The following is a 20,020-nucleotide window of genomic DNA, read 5'->3' as shown; positions in this document are numbered from 1 at the left end:
CGGTGACCAGGACCGTACCCTCCGCTGCCGACAGCGAAGCTCCGGCGAGTCCCGCGGCACAGCCGCGGCTGGCCTTGCGCCGATCTTTGGCCCGGCTGTCGGTGCGCCCGCGGTCGATCTTGATCCTCTCCGTGATGCCGCTGCTGGCGATCGCGGTCAGCATCTGGGGCTGGAAGCACGAGTGGAACCTCGGCGTGGACAGCGCGGTCTACCGCGCCGGCGCGCTGCAGCTGCTGCACGGCGACAACCTGTACGACGCGAACACGCTGCCCACTGAACCCGGCTGGGCGCTGTTGCCGTTCACGTACCCGCCGACGGCGGCGCTGTTCTTCGCGCCGCTCGCGGTCCTGCCGGTGCAGCTGTCCTGGGGAATGCTCACCGCGGTGTCGATGCTCGCGCTCGCCCTGTCGGTGCGGGTCGCGATCGGCGCGTTGCCCAAGCCCGCCGCGGACGGTCCGCGCTGGTGGGCCTCGCCGGCCCGCTCCACGCTGGTGTTCTTCCTGGTCTTCCTCGGGTTCGAGCCGGTATGGCGGACGACCTTCCTGGGCCAGATCAACATCATCCTGATGGCGATGATCCTGGTCGACATGCTGGTTCTCGGCGCCCGCGGCAGCCGCTGGGGCGGCATTCTGGTCGGCGTGGCGGCCGCGATCAAGCTGACGCCGCTGGTGTTCCTCGGACATCTGCTGGTCACCGGGCGCTGGAAGGACGCGCTGCGCGGCCTCGCGACGTTCTTCGGCCTGCAGGCGCTGATGTTCGCGATCAACCCGCACGACGCCTGGAAGTACTGGACCCAGACGCTGCCGGACACCGGCCGGATCGGCCCGGTGCACTGGGCGGGCAACCAGTCGCTGAGCGCGTTGATGAACCGGGCCACCGACCTCGCGCCGTGGGCGTCGAGCGTGGCGATGGTCATCGGCCTGTTGCTGGCCATCCCGGCGCTCTGGCTGATGTTCCGTTTCCACCGCCGCGGCCAGGCGCTGGCCGCCCTGCTGGTCACCGCGTTCTGGACGCTGCTGATGTCGCCGATCTCCTGGACGCATCACTGGGTGTGGGTGGTGCCGCTGGTCGTCCTGCTGGTGTCCCGGCTGCCGAAGACCACTCCGGCGACCGCGTGGAAGCGGTGGCTGGGCACGTTCCTGGTGGCGTTCGTGTTCATCAGTTGCGTGCTGCTGATCCTGCCGAACGGCCGGAACGTGGAGCTGCACTGGAAGGTGTGGCAGAACATCCTCGGCGACGCGTACATCCTGATGCCGGTGGTGCTGGGTGCGGCGCTGTTCCTGCGCTGGGGGCTGCAGCGGCGGGCGCGCAACCGGGCCGCGGCGACGGGGGACCCGGAGCCGGACGATCTCGCGGTGGCCGACGCCGCCGGTCCGGCTCGATAGCGATCCGCCGCTCCGCCGCGAGTCAGCGGATCGCCGAGCCGAACGGGCAGGTTGCCGCAGGTCCGCCGGGGGCCGCCCAGTAACCTGGGGACCGCTATGGACAAACGTACCGGTCTCCCCGTCGTCGGCATGGTGGGCGGCGGGCAGCTCGCCCGCATGACACAGCAGGCGGCGATCTCCCTCGGCCAGTCGCTGAAAGTGCTGGCGGCCAACGAAGGCGACGCGGCGGCGCTGATCGCCAGCGACGTCGTGATCGGCCACCACACCGATCTCGAAGCGCTGCGGGAGTTCGCCAAGCAGGTCGACGTGGTCACCTTCGACCACGAGCACGTGCCCGGCGAGCACCTGCTGACCCTTGTCACCGAAGGCTTCGTCGTCCGGCCCGCGCCGACTGCGCTCGGATTCGCGCAGAACAAGCTCGTGATGCGCGAGATGATGGCCGGGCTCGGCGTGCCCGGCCCGGCGTTCGCCGAAGTGTCCACTGTGGAGGACGCGGTGGCGTTCGGCGACGAGCATGGCTGGCCGGTGGTGCTGAAGGCGTCGCGCGGCGGGTACGACGGTCGCGGCGTCTGGATGCTGGACACCGCACAGCAGGCGCGCGAGACGATCCCCGAACTGCTCGAAGCCGGCACCGAGCTGCTGGTCGAGGAGAAGGTGGCGATGAAGCGCGAGCTGGCGGCGCTGGTCGCCCGCTCGCCGTTCGGCCAGGGCGCGGCGTACCCGGTGGTCGAGACCGTGCAGACGGCGGGCATCAACACCGAGGTCCTCGCGCCGGCCCCGGGGCTGTCCGAGGCGCGGGTGCACGAGGCGCAGGAGCTGGCGCTGCGGATCGCGGCCACGCTGGACGTCACCGGGCTGCTCGCGGTCGAGCTGTTCGAGACCGAGACCGGGCTGCTGGTCAACGAGCTGGCGATGCGCCCGCACAACTCCGGGCACTGGACGATGGACGGGTCCCGCACGTCGCAGTTCGAACAGCACCTGCGCGGCGTCCTCGACTACCCGCTGGGCCGCACCGACCTGATCGCGCCGGCGTGCGTGATGGCGAACGTGCTCGGCGCGGACGTATCGCCGCAGATGAGCCCGGACGAGCGCGTGCACCACCTGTTCGCGCGGTTCCCCGAGGCGAAGCTCCACCTGTACGGAAAGCAGGACCGGCCCGGCCGCAAGCTCGGGCACGTCAACTTCTTCGGCGAACGCATGGACGATCTGCGCAACCGCGCGCTGCTGTCCGCGCACTGGCTGTCCCACGCCGTCTGGCTCGACGGCTACGAGATCCACTGAAGAGGAGCACAATGGCACCGCAGGTCGGCTTGATCATGGGCAGCGACTCCGACTGGCCGGTGATGGAGGCCGCCGGAGCCGCGCTGGACGAGTTCGGCGTCGAGTACGAGGTCGGCGTCTATTCGGCGCACCGCACTCCGCAGCGGATGCTGGACTACGCGAAGTCCGCGGCCGACCGCGGCATCCGGGCGATCATCGCCGGCGCGGGCGGCGCGGCGCACCTGCCCGGCATGGTCGCGTCGGCGACGGTGCTGCCGGTGATCGGCGTGCCGGTCCCGCTGAAGTACCTGGACGGGATGGACTCGCTGCTGTCGATCGTGCAGATGCCGGCCGGCATCCCGGTCGCGACAGTGTCCGTCGGCGGGGCGCGGAACGCGGGTTTGCTCGCGGTCCGGATTCTTGCCGCCGGTGATCTGCAGCTGCAGGCGAAGGTGGCGCAGTTCCAGGAGGACCTGGAGCGGCTGGTGCTCGAGAAGGACGCGAAGCTGCGCGAGAAGGCCGGTAAGTAACTCGCTCGCCGACACCTGCCTTGAACGTCCGTGAAGGGCCCCTCCAGGGAATCTAAGTCCCTCAAGGGGCCCTTCACGGAAGTCACGTCTCGCAAGGGGCCCTTCACGGACGGTCAGGCTGGGTCGGGCAGCTGCTTTCGCAACTCGCGCTTCAAGACCTTGCCCGCCGCGGAAACCGGGATCTCCGCCACGAAGTGCAGCTCCCGCAAGCGTTTGTACGGCAGCACCTTCTCGTTCACCGCCGCCATCAGCTGGTCGGCATCCAGCGTCGCGTCCGGGCGCTGGACGACGAACGCCACCGGCAGCTCGCCGACCTCGGGGTTCGGCCGGCCGACCACCGCCGCGGACAGGACGCCGGGCGTCGCGCTCAGCAGTTCCTCCAGCTCGCGCGGGAAGACGTTGTAACCCTTGTACAGCAACATGTCCTTTTTGCGATCCACAATGGACAGGTAGCCGTCGTCGTCGAGAACGCCGATGTCGCCGGTGTGCAGCCACCCGTCGACCAGCGCGGCGGCGGTCTCCTCCGGACGGTTGCGGTACCCGCGCATCAGCTGCGGCCCGCGCAGGCATACCTCGCCTTCCTGTCCGGCCGGCAACGGTTCCTCGCTGCCGTCGGCGACCACTTTCACCTCGGTGTCGAAGATCGGCCCGCCGACGGAACCGACCTTGCGCAGGCCGGACCGGTAGCTGGGCGAGATCACCGCGCCCATCGTCACCTCGGTGAGCCCGTAGCCCTCAGCGATCACGACGTCCGGAAACCGTTGGTGCAGCGCGCGAATCATCTCGTGGCTCATCGGAGCCGCGCCGGAGCCGATGCCGCGCACCGAGGACAGGTCGGCGGTGTGGAACGAGGGCGTCGCCAGCAGTGCCGCGAACAGTGCGGGCGCGCCGCCGATGGTGGTGACCTGCAGCCGTTCGGCGTCCGCGACGTATGCGACCGGGTCGAACCGGGCGTGCAGCACGGTCGTCCCGCCGGCCAGCAGCGGGCCGTTGAGCCCGGCGATCACGCCCATCGCGTGGAACCACGGCGTCAGGTTGATCCCGACGCTGGTGCCGAGCCGTGTCGGCCATTCGTCCGGGCTGCCGATCTGGTCGATCGTCAGGTCGCCGTTCGCGTCGAGCGCGGGCACGGAACCGGTCGACCAGCAGGTGTGCTGGAGCGTGTTCGTGACGACGTTGCGGTGGGTGAGCTCGACGCCCTTGGAGCGTCCCGTGGTGCCGCCGGTGTAGGCGAGGTGGGCGAGATCGTCCACGTCCACGGCGACCTCCGGCCGGGTGGCGGGCTGTCCGGCGAAGAACTCGCGGAACTCCACGCTCCCCTCGACCAGCTCGCCGGCGGGTGCCACGACGATCGTGAGCTGCGCCGGGATGCGGTCGGCGACCGCCGCGAGAGTGCCCGCGACCGGCCCGAAAGTGACCACCGCGGCAGCCTCGCAGTCGGTGAGCTGGAAGGCGAGATCGTCGGGCGGGAGCAGCGGGTTCGTCGGGCTGAACGTCGCGCCGGCCAGCAGGATGCCGTAGTAGGCGATCGGATACGCGAGACAGTTCGGCAGATGGATCGCGACCACGTCCCCGCGACCGATGCCGCGTGCGCGCAACGCGTGCGCGAACTGGCAGGCAGCGAGCCACGTTTGGGCGAAAGTGAGCTGCTCGTCGCCCATCGCGAACGCGGTGCGGTCGCCGTAGCGAGCCGCCGACCCGGCTAACAGGGACCCGACGGGCACCTCCGGGTAGTCGAGGGAAGCGGGCAATCCGGGCGGCGGTGACGACGCAGTGACGGCCATCACCCGACCTTACGAACGCTGAGGCCGAAGACACAAGGAGCGAGCGGGCGCGATCGCAGTGAACGCGGGTTAACATCGGGGGACTTTCTCCCGTTTTGCTGCAGAAGAGGTGACTGAACGTGGCCGAGGGCCTGTATCAGCTGGCCGAGGAGCACGAGGAACTGCGGGCCGCGGTCCGGGCTCTCGCCGAGAAGGAGATCGCGCCGTACGCGGCGGAGGTCGACGAGCAGGAGCGCTACCCGGTCGAGGCGAATCAGGCTCTGGTGAAGGCCGGCTTCAACGCCGTCCACATCGCCGAGAAGTACGACGGCCAGGGCGCGGACGCGATCGGCGCCTGCATCGTGATCGAAGAGGTCGCGCGAGTCGACGCGTCGGCGTCGCTGATCCCGGCGGTCAACAAGCTGGGCACGCAGCCGATCATCCTGTCCGGTTCGGAGGACCTGAAGAAGCTGGTCCTGCCGTCGATCGCGGCGGGCGAGGCATCGGCGTCATACGCGCTGTCGGAGCGAGAAGCCGGCTCGGACACCGCGTCGATGCGCACCCGCGCCCGCCTCGACGGCGACCACTGGGTGCTCAACGGAACCAAGTGCTGGATCACCAACGCGGGCGAATCGTCCTGGTACACGGTGATGGCGGTGACCGATCCGGACGCGGAGAAGAAGGCCAACGGCATTTCGGCGTTCGTCGTGCACAAGGACGACCCGGGCTTTTCGGTGGGACCGAAGGAAAAGAAGCTCGGCATCAAGGGCTCGCCGACCCGGGAGATCTACTTCGAGAACTGCACCATTCCGGCCGACCGGATCATCGGCGAACCGGGCACCGGCTTGAAGACGGCGCTGCGCACCCTGGACCACACCCGTCCGACCATCGGCGCACAGGCATTGGGAATCGCCCAAGGCGCCCTGGACGCGGCGATCGCGTACGTCAAGGAACGCAAGCAGTTCGGCAAGGCGATCGCCGATTTCCAAGGCGTGCAGTTCATGCTGGCCGACATGGGAATGAAGATCGAAGCCGCACGTCACCTGGTGTACACCTCGGCGGCGGCCTCGGAACGGGGCGACAAGCGGGCCGGATTCATCGCTTCGGCGGCCAAGGCATACGCGTCGGATGTCGCGATGTCGGTGACGACCGACGCCGTCCAGCTGTTCGGCGGGGCGGGGTACACGAGGGACTTCCCGGTCGAGCGGATGATGCGGGACGCGAAGATCACGCAGATCTATGAGGGCACGAACCAGATTCAGAAGATGGTGATGGCCCGGGCCCTGCTGAAGGGCTGAGGTTTTGACAGGAGCCCCGTCGCCTGGTTTCGGGCGACGGGGCTTTTGTATGCGCTCGGCTTGCTGGCGACCGTCATGCAGTGGGGAGTCGACCCGGTGCAGGCGGGCTCGATGCTCCCGTGGCATGAGACTGCTCAATGCGGGCATGCGCCGTCGCGCTGTGTGAACGCACCAGTCATCCTGGCAGTCCGACCACGGGCCAACCTGCCGGTCCGAGGGGCGGGCGCGCCTGAGCGGCGTCTCTGCGCGACAGGTGAAGGTGGCTGTTCAATCTGATGGGCGAGTTGGGGCGTTTCGCTCGTTCTGTGCTGTTCGGTTGGCTAGAGTAAACCCGGGTGGGGCACCAGGCTTGTTTCCGCGGCTGGTGGCGGTATGGCGGCGCACGGGAGGGTGGGCATGGCCGAGGGCGTGTTGGGCAAGACTTCGGAGGCGGCCGGCTGGCTGACTGGACTGCAGTTCAACGTTGTCGGTGTCGCGGCGGCCGCTCAGAAGACTTTATCGGACGCCGCCGACGTCGCTGCTGCGACAAAGGCGGGGGCAGGGTTCACGCTGAGTCCGGACGAGGCGCGCTCGTTGCTGGAACGGGCTAGGCGGCTCCGCGACAATACGATCAGGATGAAGACGAACGCTGAGTCGCTGACAATGCTTACTCCGCCGGCGCAGGATCCGGGCAGCATCGGATTCAATCAGCAGGCGGTCGGGACGTTTGCTGCTGGCAAGGATTCCAACGAACGTATGCACGATTACATGGTGGAACTTATAGGCCGTCTCGAGACGGCCATGGGAATTGTTCAAGAGTCGGACGGCCAGGCTGCCTCGGATATGGCCAGGGCTGGAAAAACCGGTCCAGGGTCGGGGATTGTCGGATGAAATCGACGCGCGTTTGGTTCGCCGCTGGAGTTGTGGCCGTCTCGGTGATGGTCGCGGGGTGCTCAGGTGGCTCAGCTGCGGGGCATGCTTCCGCGGCAGTTGAGGCGGCGACATCTTCAGCTCCACCGGCTAAGACTCTTCCGTACGCGGGAGCGCCTAAGGTGCAGGATCCGTTACCGGATTCGGTGGTGTCGGGGCATCCTTGCGATGGCGCTCTTACCTCGGCGCAGGTGGAAAAGCTTCTCTCGAAAGAGCTGCCGGGGGATCATGACGACCAGGCGGCGTTAGGTCCCCAGTGTCACTGGATCAACAGTGACGTCGGCGCAGGCGTCAGCGTGTTGTATGCAACAAAAGTCTCCGATGGGTTGAGTGCGGTTTACTCGAACACGAAGCCGCAGGCTACGGTCTGGCGTCCGCTTCCGTTGATCATGGGGCTTCCGGCGGTTGCTCACTCTACTTACGGCAACGGTGGCTCGAAGTCCTTTTGTCAGATCAGTGTCGGGATTAGTGACCGGCAGGTGGTTGCGATTTCTGTCAACCTGAGTCCGGCCAAGGTCAGTTCGAATACGGATCCCTGCGAGGCGGCCGGAAAAGCTGCGGACATGGTCATCGGAAACCTGAAGCAAAAGGCAGGTTCCTGATCATGGGCTGGTTCGATTTCGTCGGAGACGGCGTCAAATGGGTCGGCGACCGGATCGAGGACGCCGACAACTGGGTCAACGACCGGATCAAAGACGTCGGGGGCTGGTTCTCCGACTTTTACCAAGGAAATCTTGGCGACCAGGCGGTCCCGGCTCCGGTCATCGTGCAGCAGGTTCAGCAGGGGCCCGGCACCTCGTCCTGGGACAGCGGCAGCCAGACCGTCGAGCAGTTGATCCGCGAGCACAACCAGAACAGCGACGACGCCCAGCAGATCACCACCATGCTGGAATCGGTCTGGACCGGCGCTGGCGCCGATGCCGCCAAAGCCAGGCTGAGACCCCTTTCCGACGCGTCCGACACCTCCGCTCAGGCATACGTCGTCAACGGGCAGAAGCTGGTCGACACCACTTACGGCTACAACGACATGAAGGCCGCGCTGCAGGACATGCCGTCGACGCCGCCGCACAAGAATCTTTGGGATCAAGCTACTCCGTGGGACACCGACACGGAAAAGAAGATCAACGAGTACAACGCTGCCGCGCAGCACAACGTCGAGCGCTATCAGCAGTACGCGGATCAAGCGAAAACCAACGGCCAGAGCCTGAACAACAGTTACGGCCAGGTCAGCGAATTCGACGGGAAGAACCTCAAGATCGACCAGGGCGGCGACCCGAACCGGATCCAGCGGCCGCCGGAGCCGGTCGATGCGAAGAAGCGGCGGGGTGGCGGGACGGACGACTCGTGGAACCCGCCCCAGCCGCCTAACCCGCCGCAGCCGCCGAATCAGCCGCAGCCGCCGCCGGTTCGGCCGCCGATCGGGATTGTCGAGCCGCCAGGGCCGCCGGTGCCACCGCCGGTGCATCCGCCGACCCACCCGCCGACGTATCCGCCGTTGACTCCACCGGAATTTCGGCCGCCGGACGACACGCAGACTTCTGGGTGGACGCCGCCGTCGCAGGAGCGGGTTGGCGGGTCTGGCTGGACGCCGACACCGATCGGGGGCAGCAGCAACAGCAGCGGCAACAACGGTGGCAACAGCTGGTCGCCTGGGTTCTCGGGCGGATTCGGACCCACCGGCGGGTTCGGCTCCGCCGGCGGGTTCGGGCCGACCGGCGGAGGCGGAGCGGCTGGCCGCCTCGGGGCAGGTGCGGGCGTAGGCGCTGGAGCTGGAGCCGCTGAGGAAGGCGCGGCGCGCGGTGGCGCGGCCGGGGCGAAGGCCGGCGCGGCCGGGGCGAAGGGCGCGCCGGGCATGGGCGGCATGGCCGGTGGCGGCAAAGGCGGCAAGGGCGAGGAGGACAAGGAGCACCAGTGCAAGTACCTGCTGGACGACGATTCCGCGTTCTCGCTCGTAGACGAGAACGGCGAGCGGGCCGTCGACCCGCGCACCGGGCTTCCGCCGACTCCCCCGACGATCGGCGGCTGAGCCACCCATGACAATCATCAACGGGCCGCTGCGACTGCCGCGGCCGGTGTTCTTGGCGTTGTGGCGAGCCGAAGGGCTGGGCAGAACGCCGGTGGTGGTCGAGGACACCCCGATGTACCTGACCGGCGAAGGCGCCGCCGAGCTGGCGAAGCGAACCGAGGATCTCCTTGCACAGCTCGGAGAACCGGTCGCCGCCGCGGTGCGGGGCACGTTGCGGTTGCTCGCGAGCGCCCGGCAAGAGGTCTACAGCTGGACGGACTTCGCCGCCCACCAGGACGACAACGGCGCCATCCTCGTCGCCGCGTCCGGGCGCGAGGCGATCCGGCTGATCGCCGACGACCAGTACGTCCAGCTCGACCCGGTGTCGCCGAACAACCTGGTCGCCAGCCTCGTCCTGGCGATGCCGGACTACCCGCCCGCGGCGATCCGGCCGATGCGGGTTCCGCGCGAGTACTACGACGGCGGCGGTGCCGCGGATCTGCTGGACGAGGACAGCGGCCACGCCGAAGAGATCCGGTACCTGATGCGAGCGCCGCGCGAGGCGGTGCATCTGATGCACGCCGCGGTCCGCGACGATCGGGGCGCCCGCCGGTACAGCCCGGCGCTGTCGGTGGTCGACCTGCCCGAGCGCGGGCGAGTGCTGAGCTACCAGGACACCCAGAACGGGGCGCCGGAGATCAGCGTGGCACCGGGCAACCGGCCGGCGTTGATCGATGCCGTCGGGCGGGCGCTCGCGGGCCTCCGGTAGACGGGAAAACGGGCAGGCGACGCCTGGCCCTTTCGCGAGCGAAAAAAGTCAACCCCCGGTCGCGGGATTTTCCGCACCGGCCACCGGGACGGAAAGTAACCGCGTTTCCCTTTCGCATGTTCTGCGTTAACTACGGCATCGGGTTCACAGAGAGGTGGAGCGGATGGGCGTACGCGCGTTCGGACGGGGCATAGTTCTTCTGACCGCGGCGGCGGTGACCGCATTGTGCGGAACCACAGCGGCATCGGCCACGACCGGCAAAGAGCCGACCGGTCCGGTGCAGCCGAACATCATCGCGGCGGCGCTGTACGCGGTCGCGCAGCCGACGATCGCCCCGCCCGGGGCCAACGACTGGAACTGCAAGCCCTCCGCCGCCCATCCGAACCCGGTGCTGCTCTCCAACGGAACCACCGCCAACGCCTACGAGAACTGGGCGAACCTGTCCCAGAAGCTCGCGAACGCCGGATACTGCGTATTCGCGGGCAACTTCGGCGGCTCGCCCGGCGCGTTCCTGCAGACGGTCGGCCCGGTGGCCGGAACCGCGGGGCAGCTGGCGACCTTCGGCGACCAGATCCTCAAGGCAACCGGGGCCGCGAAACTCGACGTCGTCGGGCACTCCCAAGGCGGAATGAACCCGCGCTACTGGATCAAGTACCTCGGCGGCGCCGACAAGATCGGCAAGCTGATCGGGCTGTCGCCGTCCAACTACGGCACCAGTCTCTTCGGTCTGCTCACCGCCATCCAGGCCATCCCGCCCGCTCGCGACGTCGTCGGCGCGGCCTGCCCGGCCTGTAACGAGCAGTCGACCGGTTCGGCCTTCCTCGCCGACCTCAACGCGGGCGGCGACACCGTCCCGGGCGTCGACTACACGGTCATCCAAACCCGGTATGACGACGTCGTCACGCCCTACACCAACGCATTCCTCAAACCCGCGCCGAACGTCAAGAACCTGGTCCTCCAGGACGTCTGCGGGCTCGACTACACCGACCACCTCGGCATCACCTACGACCCGGTCGCGGAGCGCGAGGTGCTCAACGCCCTCGACCCGGAGCACGCGGTGGCGCCACAGTGCGTTTTCGTGCCACCGGTGATCAGCTGAGCGACCCTGCCCCGGGGGTACAAACGCGTACTCTTGCGCGCTCCCCGGGGCAGTTCGCTTGTGCACACTGCGCCGCCGATGTCACAGTCACGACATGTTCTGGCTGCTCCCCGACACTTGGACGCCATCCGACGACGCTGAGCTGGTCGCCGGCTGGCGGCTCTGGCTCGAGCTGAGCGACCGCGCGTGGCCCACCGCGGCGTGGGACGGCACCCCGGCCGGCGCGGTCGAGCAATTGCGCGAGTTCCTTGACGCGTGCGACGAAATCGAACGCGATTGCCGGGAATCGGCCGAGCCGTCGCCGGAATTCGCCGGATTGGTCCAGCCGTTGACGGTGTCCGCCAGCGCGGTGATCAGCCTCTGGTGGGACGACCACGCGCCGCTCGACGCCGACCGGGCGCGAGCGCTCCACGAGGACCTGCAGCGGTTCGGGGCCCTCGCGGAGCGAGTCCTCAGTCTGCTGGCCGCCCACGGCGGGTGGACGCGGCTCGACGCGGTCCGCCGGCATTCGGCTTGAGCCGGTACTCGGCGAAGGCGGTGACCACGGTTCCTTCGCCCTGGGTCAGCGCGGGCACGGCTTGTTCCAGTCCAGGCACGGCGGTCGCCGGGATCCGACCATCCACAGTGCACCGCTCAGCGGTGATCGCCGGTTCTTCGGGGATTGCCCGAAATTCGGCCAGCTTGCGCAGGACGGCACCCATCGCGGCGGCGGGGGCCTCCAGTTCGAACGTGTGGATTGGCTCGTAGACCTGGGTGCCGGCTTCTTCCAGTGCTTCGCGCAGCACGAGTTCGGTCATGCCGCGGAAATCGCCGGCCGTGGTGACCGGGGAGAAGTAGCCGGTGTCGGTGAGCGTGACGACGCAGTCCGGAATTTCTCGCCCATGCGGCCCTTCCCGGAGAATTTCGCGAACGGTTTCTTCAATGGCGTTGTGGAATGCCAACGGCAGTGAACCCAGTTCTACCGCCAGCCGGTAGTCGACGCCGGTGCCGGGCGGGGCCGGTTCGACGCGCAGGCCGACGGTGGCCCAAAAGAACACCCGCTCATCGGGGGCGTGATGGCGAACTCGATGTCCCGTCCGGTGGAGCCGTTCGATGAGCAGCGGACGCGACCCCTCGAACTCGGCGACGACGCCGAATTCTTCGGCCAGCGTGGTCTGAATGACCTCTTTCTGCACCTCGCCGTAGAGATGGACAGTGATCGCGTTGTCCCGTCTGCGAATGCTGATCAGCGGGTCCTGTTCGGACAGTCGGCTCAGCGCGGCGTAGAGCTCGCCGTTCTGGGCCGGATCGGCCGGGCGCACCAAGGTTTCCAGGCTCGGCGGGGCGAACAACCGGTCCTGCCGCAGGTCGCCGCCCGGCCCGAGCCGGTCGCCGATCCGGACCGCGGGCAATCCCCACACCTTCGCGACCTCCCCGGCTCGCGCTTCGCCAGGCACCGGGGCCGAGCCGTGTTCGAACACCCGCACCGCCGACGGGCGGCCGGTCGATTCCCGGATGCCGTCGTCGGTCCGGCGGCGTACCGGCACCGGGCGACGGGCGGCGAGCGAGCCGGAAAACACGCGCGCGTACGCGATTTTCTCGCCGCCGCGACCGCGCTCGATTTTGAAGACGGCAGCGTCGAGCGGACCCTCGGCAGTCCGTTCGCGGGCGGGCAGCAGGTCGTAGATCCCGGCGACGAGTTCCGCGACGCCTGCTCCGGTCACCGCGGATCCGAAGTAGACCGGGTAGGTCTGGGCGGCCGCGACCTGCCGGGTCAACGCGGCGCGATAGTCCGCTTCGGACACTTCCCCGGCTACGTAGGACTCCAGGAATCGCTCATCGTCCGCCAGTGCGTCGGCCAGGTGCTCGGCGAACGGCAGCGAGAACACCGTGGCATCTGCGGTCCCGACGGCGGACCCGGTGCTCATCGGGACGCAGCGCGGAGAAAGCTTGGTGCGCAACGACTCCAGCAGCTCGGCGGAACGCGCGCCAGCCCGGTCGATCTTGTTCACGAACACCAGCGACGGGATGCCGAGCCGGACGAGCGTGCGCATCAGCACGCGGGTCTGTGCTTGCACGCCCTCCACCGCGGACACGACGAGCACCGCGCCGTCGAGTACCGCGACGGCGCGTTCGACTTCCGCGATGAAGTCGGCATGCCCGGGGGTGTCCACCAGGGTGAGCCGGTGCCCGGGCGTGCTGACCGCCACGACGGCGGATTTGATGGTGATGCCGCGCCGGCGTTCGAGTTCCAGCGAATCGGTCTGGGTGTCGCCGTCGTCGACGCTGCCGACGTGGTCGAGCACGCCGGTTTCGAACAGCAGCCGCTCGGTGAGACTGGTTTTACCGGCGTCTACATGCGCCAGTACGCCAATGGTCAGTGCTTTCATGCGTGCGGAGATCCTCGGATGCGGGGGACAGGCCGAACTGGGATCGATCGGACTGTCGGCGCATCGGGGCTCCTCGCATGGTCGGCGAACGGCGGCGCACGCGGCCGCGGATGCCTGGAAGGTACCGCCGGGCCGGACGCCGGGTCCACCGAGTTTCCGGTGCCTGTCGGTTTCCTGTCGATCACTGGCCGACCTCCCCGGGCCGGTGTTCGGTGCCCTACCGTGGGCCGAGTCAGTTGAATATTCACTTACCGGGGGATGTCTTCCATGAACATTCGAGTCAAGGATGTCGCGCTGCTGCTCGGCCGGATCGGGGTCGCGGTGGTGTTCTTCGCGCACGGCCTGCAGAAGTGGGACAGCGGCGTCGGCGCCACTGGCGACATGTTCAGCCAGATCGGCATTCCGCTGCCTGCGGTGTCCGCGTTCCTCGTGATCGTGCTCGAACTGCTCGGCTCGATCGCGTTCGTCGCCGGTTTCCTGCTGCCGGTGGTCGCGATCGGCTACCTGATCGACATGGCCGGGGCGCTGTTCTCGGTGCACCTTTCGAACGGCCTGACCGGCAAAGGCGGCTACGAGCTGGTGCTGGTGCTCGGCCTGACCGCGCTCGCACTCGGCTTCAACAGCGGGCGGCTCGCACTGGACAACGTCCTGTTCAAGCGTCGCCGCGAGGGCTCGCGGGAACTGCAGGACGCCTGATCGCCTGGTGAGTGGCGAGGCCGGTCAGAAACGGCTTGGCCGCTCACGACAGGTCGGCGGTGGTCCGCTCGGCTTCGCGGCGGGCAGCCAGTTTCGCCGGATCGGCGTTCGTGACCTGGACCAGATGCGCGGCCGCGGAGAGCGGCACCAGCAGGCCCGCGAGCACTCCGTCCGGCACCGTCCAGTCCAAAGTGGAGAGAACCCGGTCGGCTGCGGTGAGGCCGAGTTTTTCCGCGCGGGCGGTCGCTTCCGCCCACACCTCGTCCACGGTGGAGTCGCCGAGCGCCAAGGTATCGCCGGGCACCGGCTGCATCGGGAAGAACTGGTCGCCGGACATCCGTGCTTCGGCCAGGTAGTCGAGCGCCCCGCCGGACGGGGGCGTGCTCAGTCCGCGGCCCATCGGGTCGAGCGACACCACGGCGACGGCCGGCGCGGCGATCTCCTCGTCCGGGCTGGTGAAAACGACTCGCGCGCCGGCCGGTTCGGCCACCACGCGGGCCCCGCACCACCAGGCGCCGAGCAGTACTCCCGCGGTCTGCCAGTGCGCGGGCAGCCGTACCGCGACCGCGTCGCCCGGCTCCACGTCGAACTCGTCGACCAGCCAGTTCGCCGTCTTGGCGGCCCAGTTCTGCATCGTCGCCACGGACAGCTCGACCCGGCTGCCGATCCGGTCGTCGTAGTGCGTGACCAGTGGTTTCGCCGGCGCGGCCAGGAGCGGGCGGAGCAGCTGCTCGGTGAGACTCATGGGACCAGGCTAGCTGTGGCGTCAGTCGACGCAGGGCACGCCCGGGACACCGGAGTCCAGCTGCCGCGGCGCGGCCCCCGGCGCGGCGCCGCCGCCTCCGTTCGACGGATGCCCGGCCAGGCCGGCCACGAACTTCTGCACCGCCGAGGGGTCCACCTGCACGATGCTCTGCCCGTCCTCGCTGCGGCCGTTCGCGGTGATCACCGGGATGGTGGCGAAGGTCAGGTCGCCGGAGGCGAGGCCCTTGACCTGCTGGGCGAAGTCGAGCAGGTCAAGATTGTCGTCGAGCACGATCGAGCGGTGCACCGCGTCGATCAGGCTGCTCATGGTGGACGGGCTGGCCAGCGTGCCCGCGGACAGCACCTTGTGCAGCGCCGAAGACAGGAACGCCTGCTGCCGTTTGATCCGGTCCAGGTCGCCGTTGGGCAGGTTCTTGCGCTGGCGCACGAACGACAGTGCCGCGCCGCCGGAGACGGTCTGCACGCCGCGGCGGAAGTTCGCGCCGGAGTCCTCGTCGGCGGTCGCGTGGTTCAGGCACACCTGCACGCCGCCGACGGCCTCGGTGAGCAGGTAGAAGCCGAGCAGGTTGACCTCGGCGTAGTGGTCGATGCGCACCTGGGTGAGGTCCTGCACGGTCTGGACCAACGCGCGCCGGCCCGCACTGTCCGAATCGCGGGCGATCTTGGCCTGGTCGTGCTCGCCCTGCGCGCGTTCGTCCGCTGCCGCGTGTGCCTTGGCGACGCCGTACGCCGAGTTGATCTTCGCCTTGCCTCGGCCGGGCACGTCGACCCAGGTGTCGCGCGGGATCGACACGGCGGACGCTTTGCCGCCGTTCTTCGGGATCCGCACCAGGATGATGGTGTCGGTGTTGATGCCGGACGTGCTTTCGGTGCGCAGCGACTTCAACAGGCTCAGCGGCAGCGGGTTGCCCTGGGCGTCGGTGCGCGCGTCGCTGCCGACCAACAGGATGTCGGTGCCGCCGTCGTCGGCGGGCGGTGCGGGCGGTTCGCCGGCGCGCGGGGTGAGAACGTCGGTGGTCGGGACGCTGCTCTGCAGCCGGTCCTTGGTGACGTACGCGTAGCCTGTCGCGCCCAGTGCCAGCAAGGAGACGACGCCGATCGCGATGCGGCGGGTCACCCGGGTGACCCGGCCGGTGCGGCTGACCGGCGCGGCGGCCGGTTCCGGCGGTGCGGGCTGCGACGGCTGGGGAAGCACGACCCGGGGGACCGGCGACGGCTTCCAGTCCGGGTCGGCGGACGAGGTGAGGCCCTTGTCTTCGTCTCCTGGAGCGTCCGCGTCGGCGGGCTGCGGGTCGACGGCTTCGTCTTTGCCGGCCTGAGCGTGCGCGTCGGGGGCTTCCGGCTCCGCAGGGCTCTCGCCCGCTTGATCTGCGGCGCCCGCCGCATCGGGGTTGCCCGAAATCACCGGATTGTCGGCTCTTTCCGCCGTCCGGTCCGGTTTTTCCTGGTTCTCGTCCACCCCGGATACCTCCCCGCTCGCCAGCGTACGGGCTGTCTCGGACCGCCGCGCCGGGTGCTTGACTTTAGTTGACGCAGGGGACATCGCCCGCCGTGATCGGCGGCGCGGCGGATGAGTTCGACGGTGCCGGCGAAGACGTCGGCGGGGTCGGCGGTGCCGCCGAGGTACTGGCGGGCGGCGTCGACGTCGCCCCGCCCAGTTCGCCGGCGTCCTTGCCCAGGAGTACCCGTACGTGCCCGGCCGCGACGTCCGCGTCCGGCTCGGCCTGCGCGGTGCTGCCGAGCGCCTGGCGGACCAGGTCGGCGGCCGCCTCGTCGGCCGGGTGGTAGCGCAGCACGGTCGTCGCGCGGGTGGACAGTCTGGTGCGAGCGCCTGGCTGGAAACCCTTGCCCTGCAACAAGGTTTCTACCTGATCGGCGGCGCTGGACCCGGATCCGTCGAACAGTTCGACGGTCACCTTGTCCGCGCCCGGCAGCTGCGCGCCGCTGGAGGCGGGCGGCTCGCCGCCGTCCGAGGTCAGCCGGTTGACCTCGGCACGGACCTTCGCCGGGTCGACGCGCAGCACGTCGGCGCCGCCGATCACCGCGTTGCCCTCGGTCGGGATGGTGTGGAACTCGACGTTGCCGCCGGTCAGTCCGCGCATTTGCTCGACGAACTCGGGGAGGTCCCAGCCGGAGGACAGCACCACGGACTTCTTCACCGCTGCGATGAGCTGCGCGATGCGCACCGGGTTGGCGAGCACGTCGGCGGAGAGCACCTTGTTCGCCAGCCCGGACAGGAACGCCTGCTGACGGCCGATCCGGTCCAGGTCGCCGTTCGGCAGGCCGTAGCGCTGCCGGACGAAGGCCAGCGCCTGGACGCCCTCGATCGTCTGTTTCCCGGCGGGCAGGTCCACGCCCGACTTCTTCTCCTGCACCGCGCGGTTGAGGCACACCTGCACGCCGCCGATGGCCTTGGTGACCTCGTAAAAACTGGCCAGGTTGACCTCGGCGTAGCGGTCGATCATGCCCGGTTTGCCGATGAACTTCTCCAGTGTCGCCACCAGGTTCTTGCGGCCGGCCAGCTTGGCCTTCTCGTCGACGTCCTTGAGGTCGGTGTCGCCCTTGGCCTGCAGCGTCTTGGCGGTGTCGTTGTAGGCGTATACGTACGCGCTGTTCAGCTTGTGCTTGCCGAAGCCGCCGGTGATCTCGACCCAGGAGTCGCGGGGGAACGAAATCGCGATCGCGTGCTCCCCGTTCTGCGGGATATGCACGAGGATCATCGTGTCGGTCTGTTTTTCCCCGTCCGAGACGCCGGCGTGCAACATGTCGAGCACCTCGCGGGGCAGCGGGTTGCCCTGCGCGTCGGTGCGGCTGTCCTGGCCGACCAGGAGAATGTCGATCGCGCCGTCGAGCGGCTTGGCGTGCGGCTGCTGTTCGCCGAACACCTCGGTGGTGGAGAAGCCGCTGCGCGGGTCGCCGATGAACTGCCAGCCGTACCAGGTCAGCGCGAGCACGATCACCGACAGCGCCGCCAGCAGGACTTTGCCGCCGCGCCGCGCGACTTTGAGTGCACCGCGACCGCGGTGCACCGGCAGCGGTGTCCCCGGCCACTCGGCCACTGTCCCTCCCCAGGATGCCCCGGCGCGACTACGCCACAGCCACTCTACCGAGTATCGAGCGAGCCACCCGTAGGCTGGTGGCGAGAGCGCCCGGTCGGGCGAGAAGGGGTGGATGAGGATGCGGGTCCTGGTCACCGGCGGCGCCGGGTTCATCGGATCGCACTACGTGCGGCAGGTCCTATCGGGTGCGTACCCGACGCTGGGCGACGCCGAGGTCGTGGTGCTCGACAAGCTCACCTACGCGGGCAACGAGGCGAACCTCGCCCCGGTCGCGGCGAGTCCCCGGCTGCGCTTCGTGCGCGGCGACATCTGCGATTCCGCGCGGGTGACCGAGCTGATGAGCGGCGTCGACCTGGTCGTCCACTTCGCCGCGGAGTCCCATGTGGACCGCTCGATTCTCGGCTCGGCGGATTTCGTGCTCACCAACGTGCTCGGCACCCAGACGCTGCTGCAGGCCGCGCTGGAGGCGGGCGTCGGCAAGTTCGTGCACGTCTCGACCGACGAGGTGTACGGGTCGATCGACGAGGGTTCGTGGTCGGAAGACCATGTGCTGGAGCCGAATTCGCCGTACTCGGCGTCGAAGGCGTCGTCGGATCTGATCGCCCGGTCGTACTTCCGCACGCACGGCCTGCCGGTGTGCGTCACCCGGTGCTCGAACAACTACGGCCCGTACCAGTTCCCGGAGAAGGTCATCCCGCTGTTCGTGACCAACCTGCTGGACGGCAAGAAGGTCCCGCTCTACGGCGACGGCCTGAACGTCCGCGACTGGCTGCACGTGGACGACCACTGCCACGGCATCCAGCTGGTCGCCGACGGCGGCCGTCCCGGCGAGGTCTACAACATCGGCGGCGGGACCGAGCTGACCAACCGCGAGCTGACCGGGCGCCTGGTCGCGGCGGCCGGTCTGGGCTGGGAAATGGTCGAGCCGGTAGCCGACCGCAAGGCGCACGACCGGCGGTACTCGGTGGACATCGCGAAGATCAGCGGAGAACTCGGCTACGCTCCGCGGGTGTCGTTCGAGGACGGACTCGCGGAGACGGTCCGCTGGTACGCCGACAACCGCGCGTGGTGGGAGCCGCTGAAAGAGCGCGCCGCCCTGTCCTGATTCGTTTGTTTCGCTTGTGCAGCAGGAGGTAGGCCGGTGCGGCTGGCAGTTTTCGTCCCCGGCGGTTCCGGTCAGTTGGGCCGGGACCTGGTCCAGTCCGCGCCGGAGCGGGCGGAGGTGGTGGCTCCTTCGTCGAAGGAGCTGGACCTGACCTCGACCGGCGCGGTGGTCCGCGCGGTCGGCGAGCTGGCCGAGCGCGCGGCCGCGGCCGATGCGATGCCGGTGGTGATCAACGCTGCGGCCTATACGGCGGTCGACGCGGCGGAGACCGACGAAGCGCGCGCGTTCGCGGTCAATGTGGACGGGCCCCGGGTCCTGGCCGCGGCGTGCAGCTCGCGGCGGGTGCCGTTGATTCACGTGTCCACGGACTATGTGTTCCCGGGGGACGCGGACCGGCCGTACGAGGTCGGGGACGCGTTGGGACCGCGGAACGCCTACGGGCGGACGAAGGCCGCCGGCGAGGACGCGGTGCTCGGGTCGGGGGCATCCGCCTGGGTGGTCCGGACCAGCTGGGTGTACGGGAAGACCGGGTCGAACTTCGTGGAGACGATGCGGCGGTTGGAGGGCGAGCGGGAGTCGGTGTCCGTCGTGGATGATCAGCGAGGAGCGCCGACCTGGTCGCTGGACCTGGCCAACGGACTGTGGGAGCTGGCTTCGGCGGTTGCCGCCGGCGAAGGACCGGCCGGGCGGGTGTTGCACTGCACCGGCGGCGGCGAGACCACCTGGTACGGGTTCGCCCGGGCGATCTTCGAGGAGATCGGGGCGGACCCGGATCGAGTGAAGCCCTGCACGACCGCGGAGTTCCCGAGGCCGGCGGCCCGCCCGGCGTATTCCTTGCTGTCCAACGCCTCGTGGCGAGACGCGGGCCTGACTCCGCTCCGGGATTGGCGCGAGGCTTTGCAGGCGTACCTGCACGCCTGAAGCCGTCCGTGAGGGGCTCCTTGCGGGACTTGGTTTCCGTGAGGGGCTCCTTGCGGGACTTGGTTTCCGTGAGGGGCTCCTTGCGGG

The 20,020-nt window shown here is 68.9% G+C and carries 18 protein-coding genes; 13 read left to right on the top strand and 5 right to left on the bottom strand.

The features are described 5' to 3' along the window. The first annotated feature begins 2 nt into the window (after positions 1–2). The 3 genes from AMYBE_RS42410 to purE all read left to right on the top strand — a co-directional run bounded on the left by AMYBE_RS42410 (position 3) and on the right by purE (position 3,175). Complete coding sequence (locus AMYBE_RS42410) at positions 3–1,385, top strand: glycosyltransferase 87 family protein (protein WP_051124771.1); 1,383 nt, start codon at positions 3–5, stop codon at positions 1,383–1,385. A 96-nt stretch (positions 1,386–1,481) separates the two neighbouring features. After that, positions 1,482–2,666 carry a 5-(carboxyamino)imidazole ribonucleotide synthase gene (locus tag AMYBE_RS0127125; protein WP_020662547.1) on the top strand — a complete coding sequence of 395 codons (1,185 nt, stop codon included), beginning with the start codon at positions 1,482–1,484 and terminating at the stop codon, positions 2,664–2,666. 11 nt (positions 2,667–2,677) lie between these two features. Further along, positions 2,678–3,175, top strand: coding sequence for a 5-(carboxyamino)imidazole ribonucleotide mutase (purE, locus tag AMYBE_RS0127120; RefSeq protein WP_020662546.1), 498 nt, complete (start codon positions 2,678–2,680; stop codon positions 3,173–3,175). A gap of 113 nt (positions 3,176–3,288) precedes the next feature. Here the strand turns inward: purE and AMYBE_RS0127115 are convergent, their stop codons facing one another. Continuing rightward, positions 3,289–4,959: a class I adenylate-forming enzyme family protein gene (locus AMYBE_RS0127115; RefSeq protein WP_020662545.1), complete on the bottom strand. Its 1,671-nt coding sequence runs from the start codon at positions 4,957–4,959 to the stop codon at positions 3,289–3,291. Positions 4,960–5,078: 119 nt separating this feature from the next. Between AMYBE_RS0127115 and AMYBE_RS0127110 the strand changes: the two genes are divergently transcribed. The 7 genes from AMYBE_RS0127110 to AMYBE_RS0127085 all read left to right on the top strand — a co-directional run bounded on the left by AMYBE_RS0127110 (position 5,079) and on the right by AMYBE_RS0127085 (position 11,535). Continuing rightward, entirely contained in the window at positions 5,079–6,236 is a 1,158-nt protein-coding gene (locus AMYBE_RS0127110) for an acyl-CoA dehydrogenase family protein (RefSeq protein ID WP_020662544.1), read from the top strand. 396 nt (positions 6,237–6,632) lie between these two features. Then, positions 6,633–7,106: a hypothetical protein gene (locus tag AMYBE_RS0127105; RefSeq protein WP_154676308.1), complete on the top strand. Its 474-nt coding sequence runs from the start codon at positions 6,633–6,635 to the stop codon at positions 7,104–7,106. Beyond that, the gene (locus tag AMYBE_RS44230) at positions 7,103–7,747 is read left to right on the top strand and encodes a DUF3558 domain-containing protein (RefSeq protein WP_342663907.1); all 645 of its coding nucleotides are present in this window, start codon (positions 7,103–7,105) and stop codon (positions 7,745–7,747) included. Before AMYBE_RS0127105 ends, AMYBE_RS44230 begins: the two co-directional genes overlap by 4 nt. Positions 7,748–7,749: 2 nt before the next feature. After that, on the top strand, positions 7,750–9,171 hold the full coding sequence (locus tag AMYBE_RS0127100) for a hypothetical protein (protein ID WP_020662542.1): 1,422 nt from the start codon (positions 7,750–7,752) through the stop codon (positions 9,169–9,171). A 7-nt stretch (positions 9,172–9,178) separates the two neighbouring features. Beyond that, a complete protein-coding gene (locus AMYBE_RS0127095; protein WP_020662541.1) occupies positions 9,179–9,919 on the top strand; it encodes an ESX secretion-associated protein EspG in 741 nt (246 codons plus the stop codon). 163 nt (positions 9,920–10,082) lie between these two features. Further along, on the top strand, positions 10,083–11,018 hold the full coding sequence (locus AMYBE_RS0127090) for an esterase/lipase family protein (RefSeq protein ID WP_020662540.1): 936 nt from the start codon (positions 10,083–10,085) through the stop codon (positions 11,016–11,018). 94 nt (positions 11,019–11,112) lie between these two features. Continuing rightward, complete coding sequence (locus AMYBE_RS0127085; RefSeq protein ID WP_020662539.1) at positions 11,113–11,535, top strand: hypothetical protein; 423 nt, start codon at positions 11,113–11,115, stop codon at positions 11,533–11,535. On the opposite strand, the gene AMYBE_RS0127080 is transcribed toward AMYBE_RS0127085, so the two are convergent. Next, positions 11,471–13,387 carry an elongation factor G gene (locus AMYBE_RS0127080; RefSeq protein ID WP_020662538.1) on the bottom strand — a complete coding sequence of 639 codons (1,917 nt, stop codon included), beginning with the start codon at positions 13,385–13,387 and terminating at the stop codon, positions 11,471–11,473. The genes AMYBE_RS0127085 and AMYBE_RS0127080 overlap by 65 nt on opposite strands. A gap of 267 nt (positions 13,388–13,654) precedes the next feature. On the opposite strand from AMYBE_RS0127080, the gene AMYBE_RS0127075 reads away from it, so the two are divergent. Continuing rightward, positions 13,655–14,083, top strand: coding sequence for a DoxX family protein (locus tag AMYBE_RS0127075; RefSeq protein ID WP_020662537.1), 429 nt, complete (start codon positions 13,655–13,657; stop codon positions 14,081–14,083). 43 nt (positions 14,084–14,126) lie between these two features. Here the strand turns inward: AMYBE_RS0127075 and AMYBE_RS0127070 are convergent, their stop codons facing one another. The 3 genes from AMYBE_RS0127070 to AMYBE_RS0127060 all read right to left on the bottom strand — a co-directional run bounded on the left by AMYBE_RS0127070 (position 14,127) and on the right by AMYBE_RS0127060 (position 17,907). Beyond that, entirely contained in the window at positions 14,127–14,828 is a 702-nt protein-coding gene (locus AMYBE_RS0127070; RefSeq protein ID WP_020662536.1) for a TIGR03089 family protein, read from the bottom strand. A gap of 21 nt (positions 14,829–14,849) precedes the next feature. Continuing rightward, positions 14,850–16,307 carry an LCP family protein gene (locus AMYBE_RS42405; protein WP_020662535.1) on the bottom strand — a complete coding sequence of 486 codons (1,458 nt, stop codon included), beginning with the start codon at positions 16,305–16,307 and terminating at the stop codon, positions 14,850–14,852. Between the two features lie 64 nt (positions 16,308–16,371). Beyond that, the gene (locus AMYBE_RS0127060; protein ID WP_020662534.1) at positions 16,372–17,907 is read right to left on the bottom strand and encodes an LCP family protein; all 1,536 of its coding nucleotides are present in this window, start codon (positions 17,905–17,907) and stop codon (positions 16,372–16,374) included. A gap of 118 nt (positions 17,908–18,025) precedes the next feature. Here AMYBE_RS0127060 and rfbB point away from each other — a divergent pair, with 118 nt between their 5' ends. Continuing rightward, positions 18,026–19,012, top strand: a complete 987-nt coding sequence (rfbB, locus tag AMYBE_RS0127055; protein ID WP_020662533.1) for a dTDP-glucose 4,6-dehydratase — start codon at positions 18,026–18,028, stop codon at positions 19,010–19,012. Between the two features lie 36 nt (positions 19,013–19,048). Next, a complete protein-coding gene (gene rfbD, locus AMYBE_RS0127050; RefSeq protein WP_020662532.1) occupies positions 19,049–19,933 on the top strand; it encodes a dTDP-4-dehydrorhamnose reductase in 885 nt (294 codons plus the stop codon). Positions 19,934–20,020 lie beyond the last annotated feature (87 nt).

Source organism: Amycolatopsis benzoatilytica AK 16/65, assembly GCF_000383915.1.
GTDB classification, from domain to species: Bacteria; Actinomycetota; Actinomycetes; order Mycobacteriales; family Pseudonocardiaceae; genus Amycolatopsis; species Amycolatopsis benzoatilytica.
The sequence above is the reverse complement of the archived record's forward strand: the minus strand, read 5'-3'. Positions and strand labels throughout refer to the sequence as shown.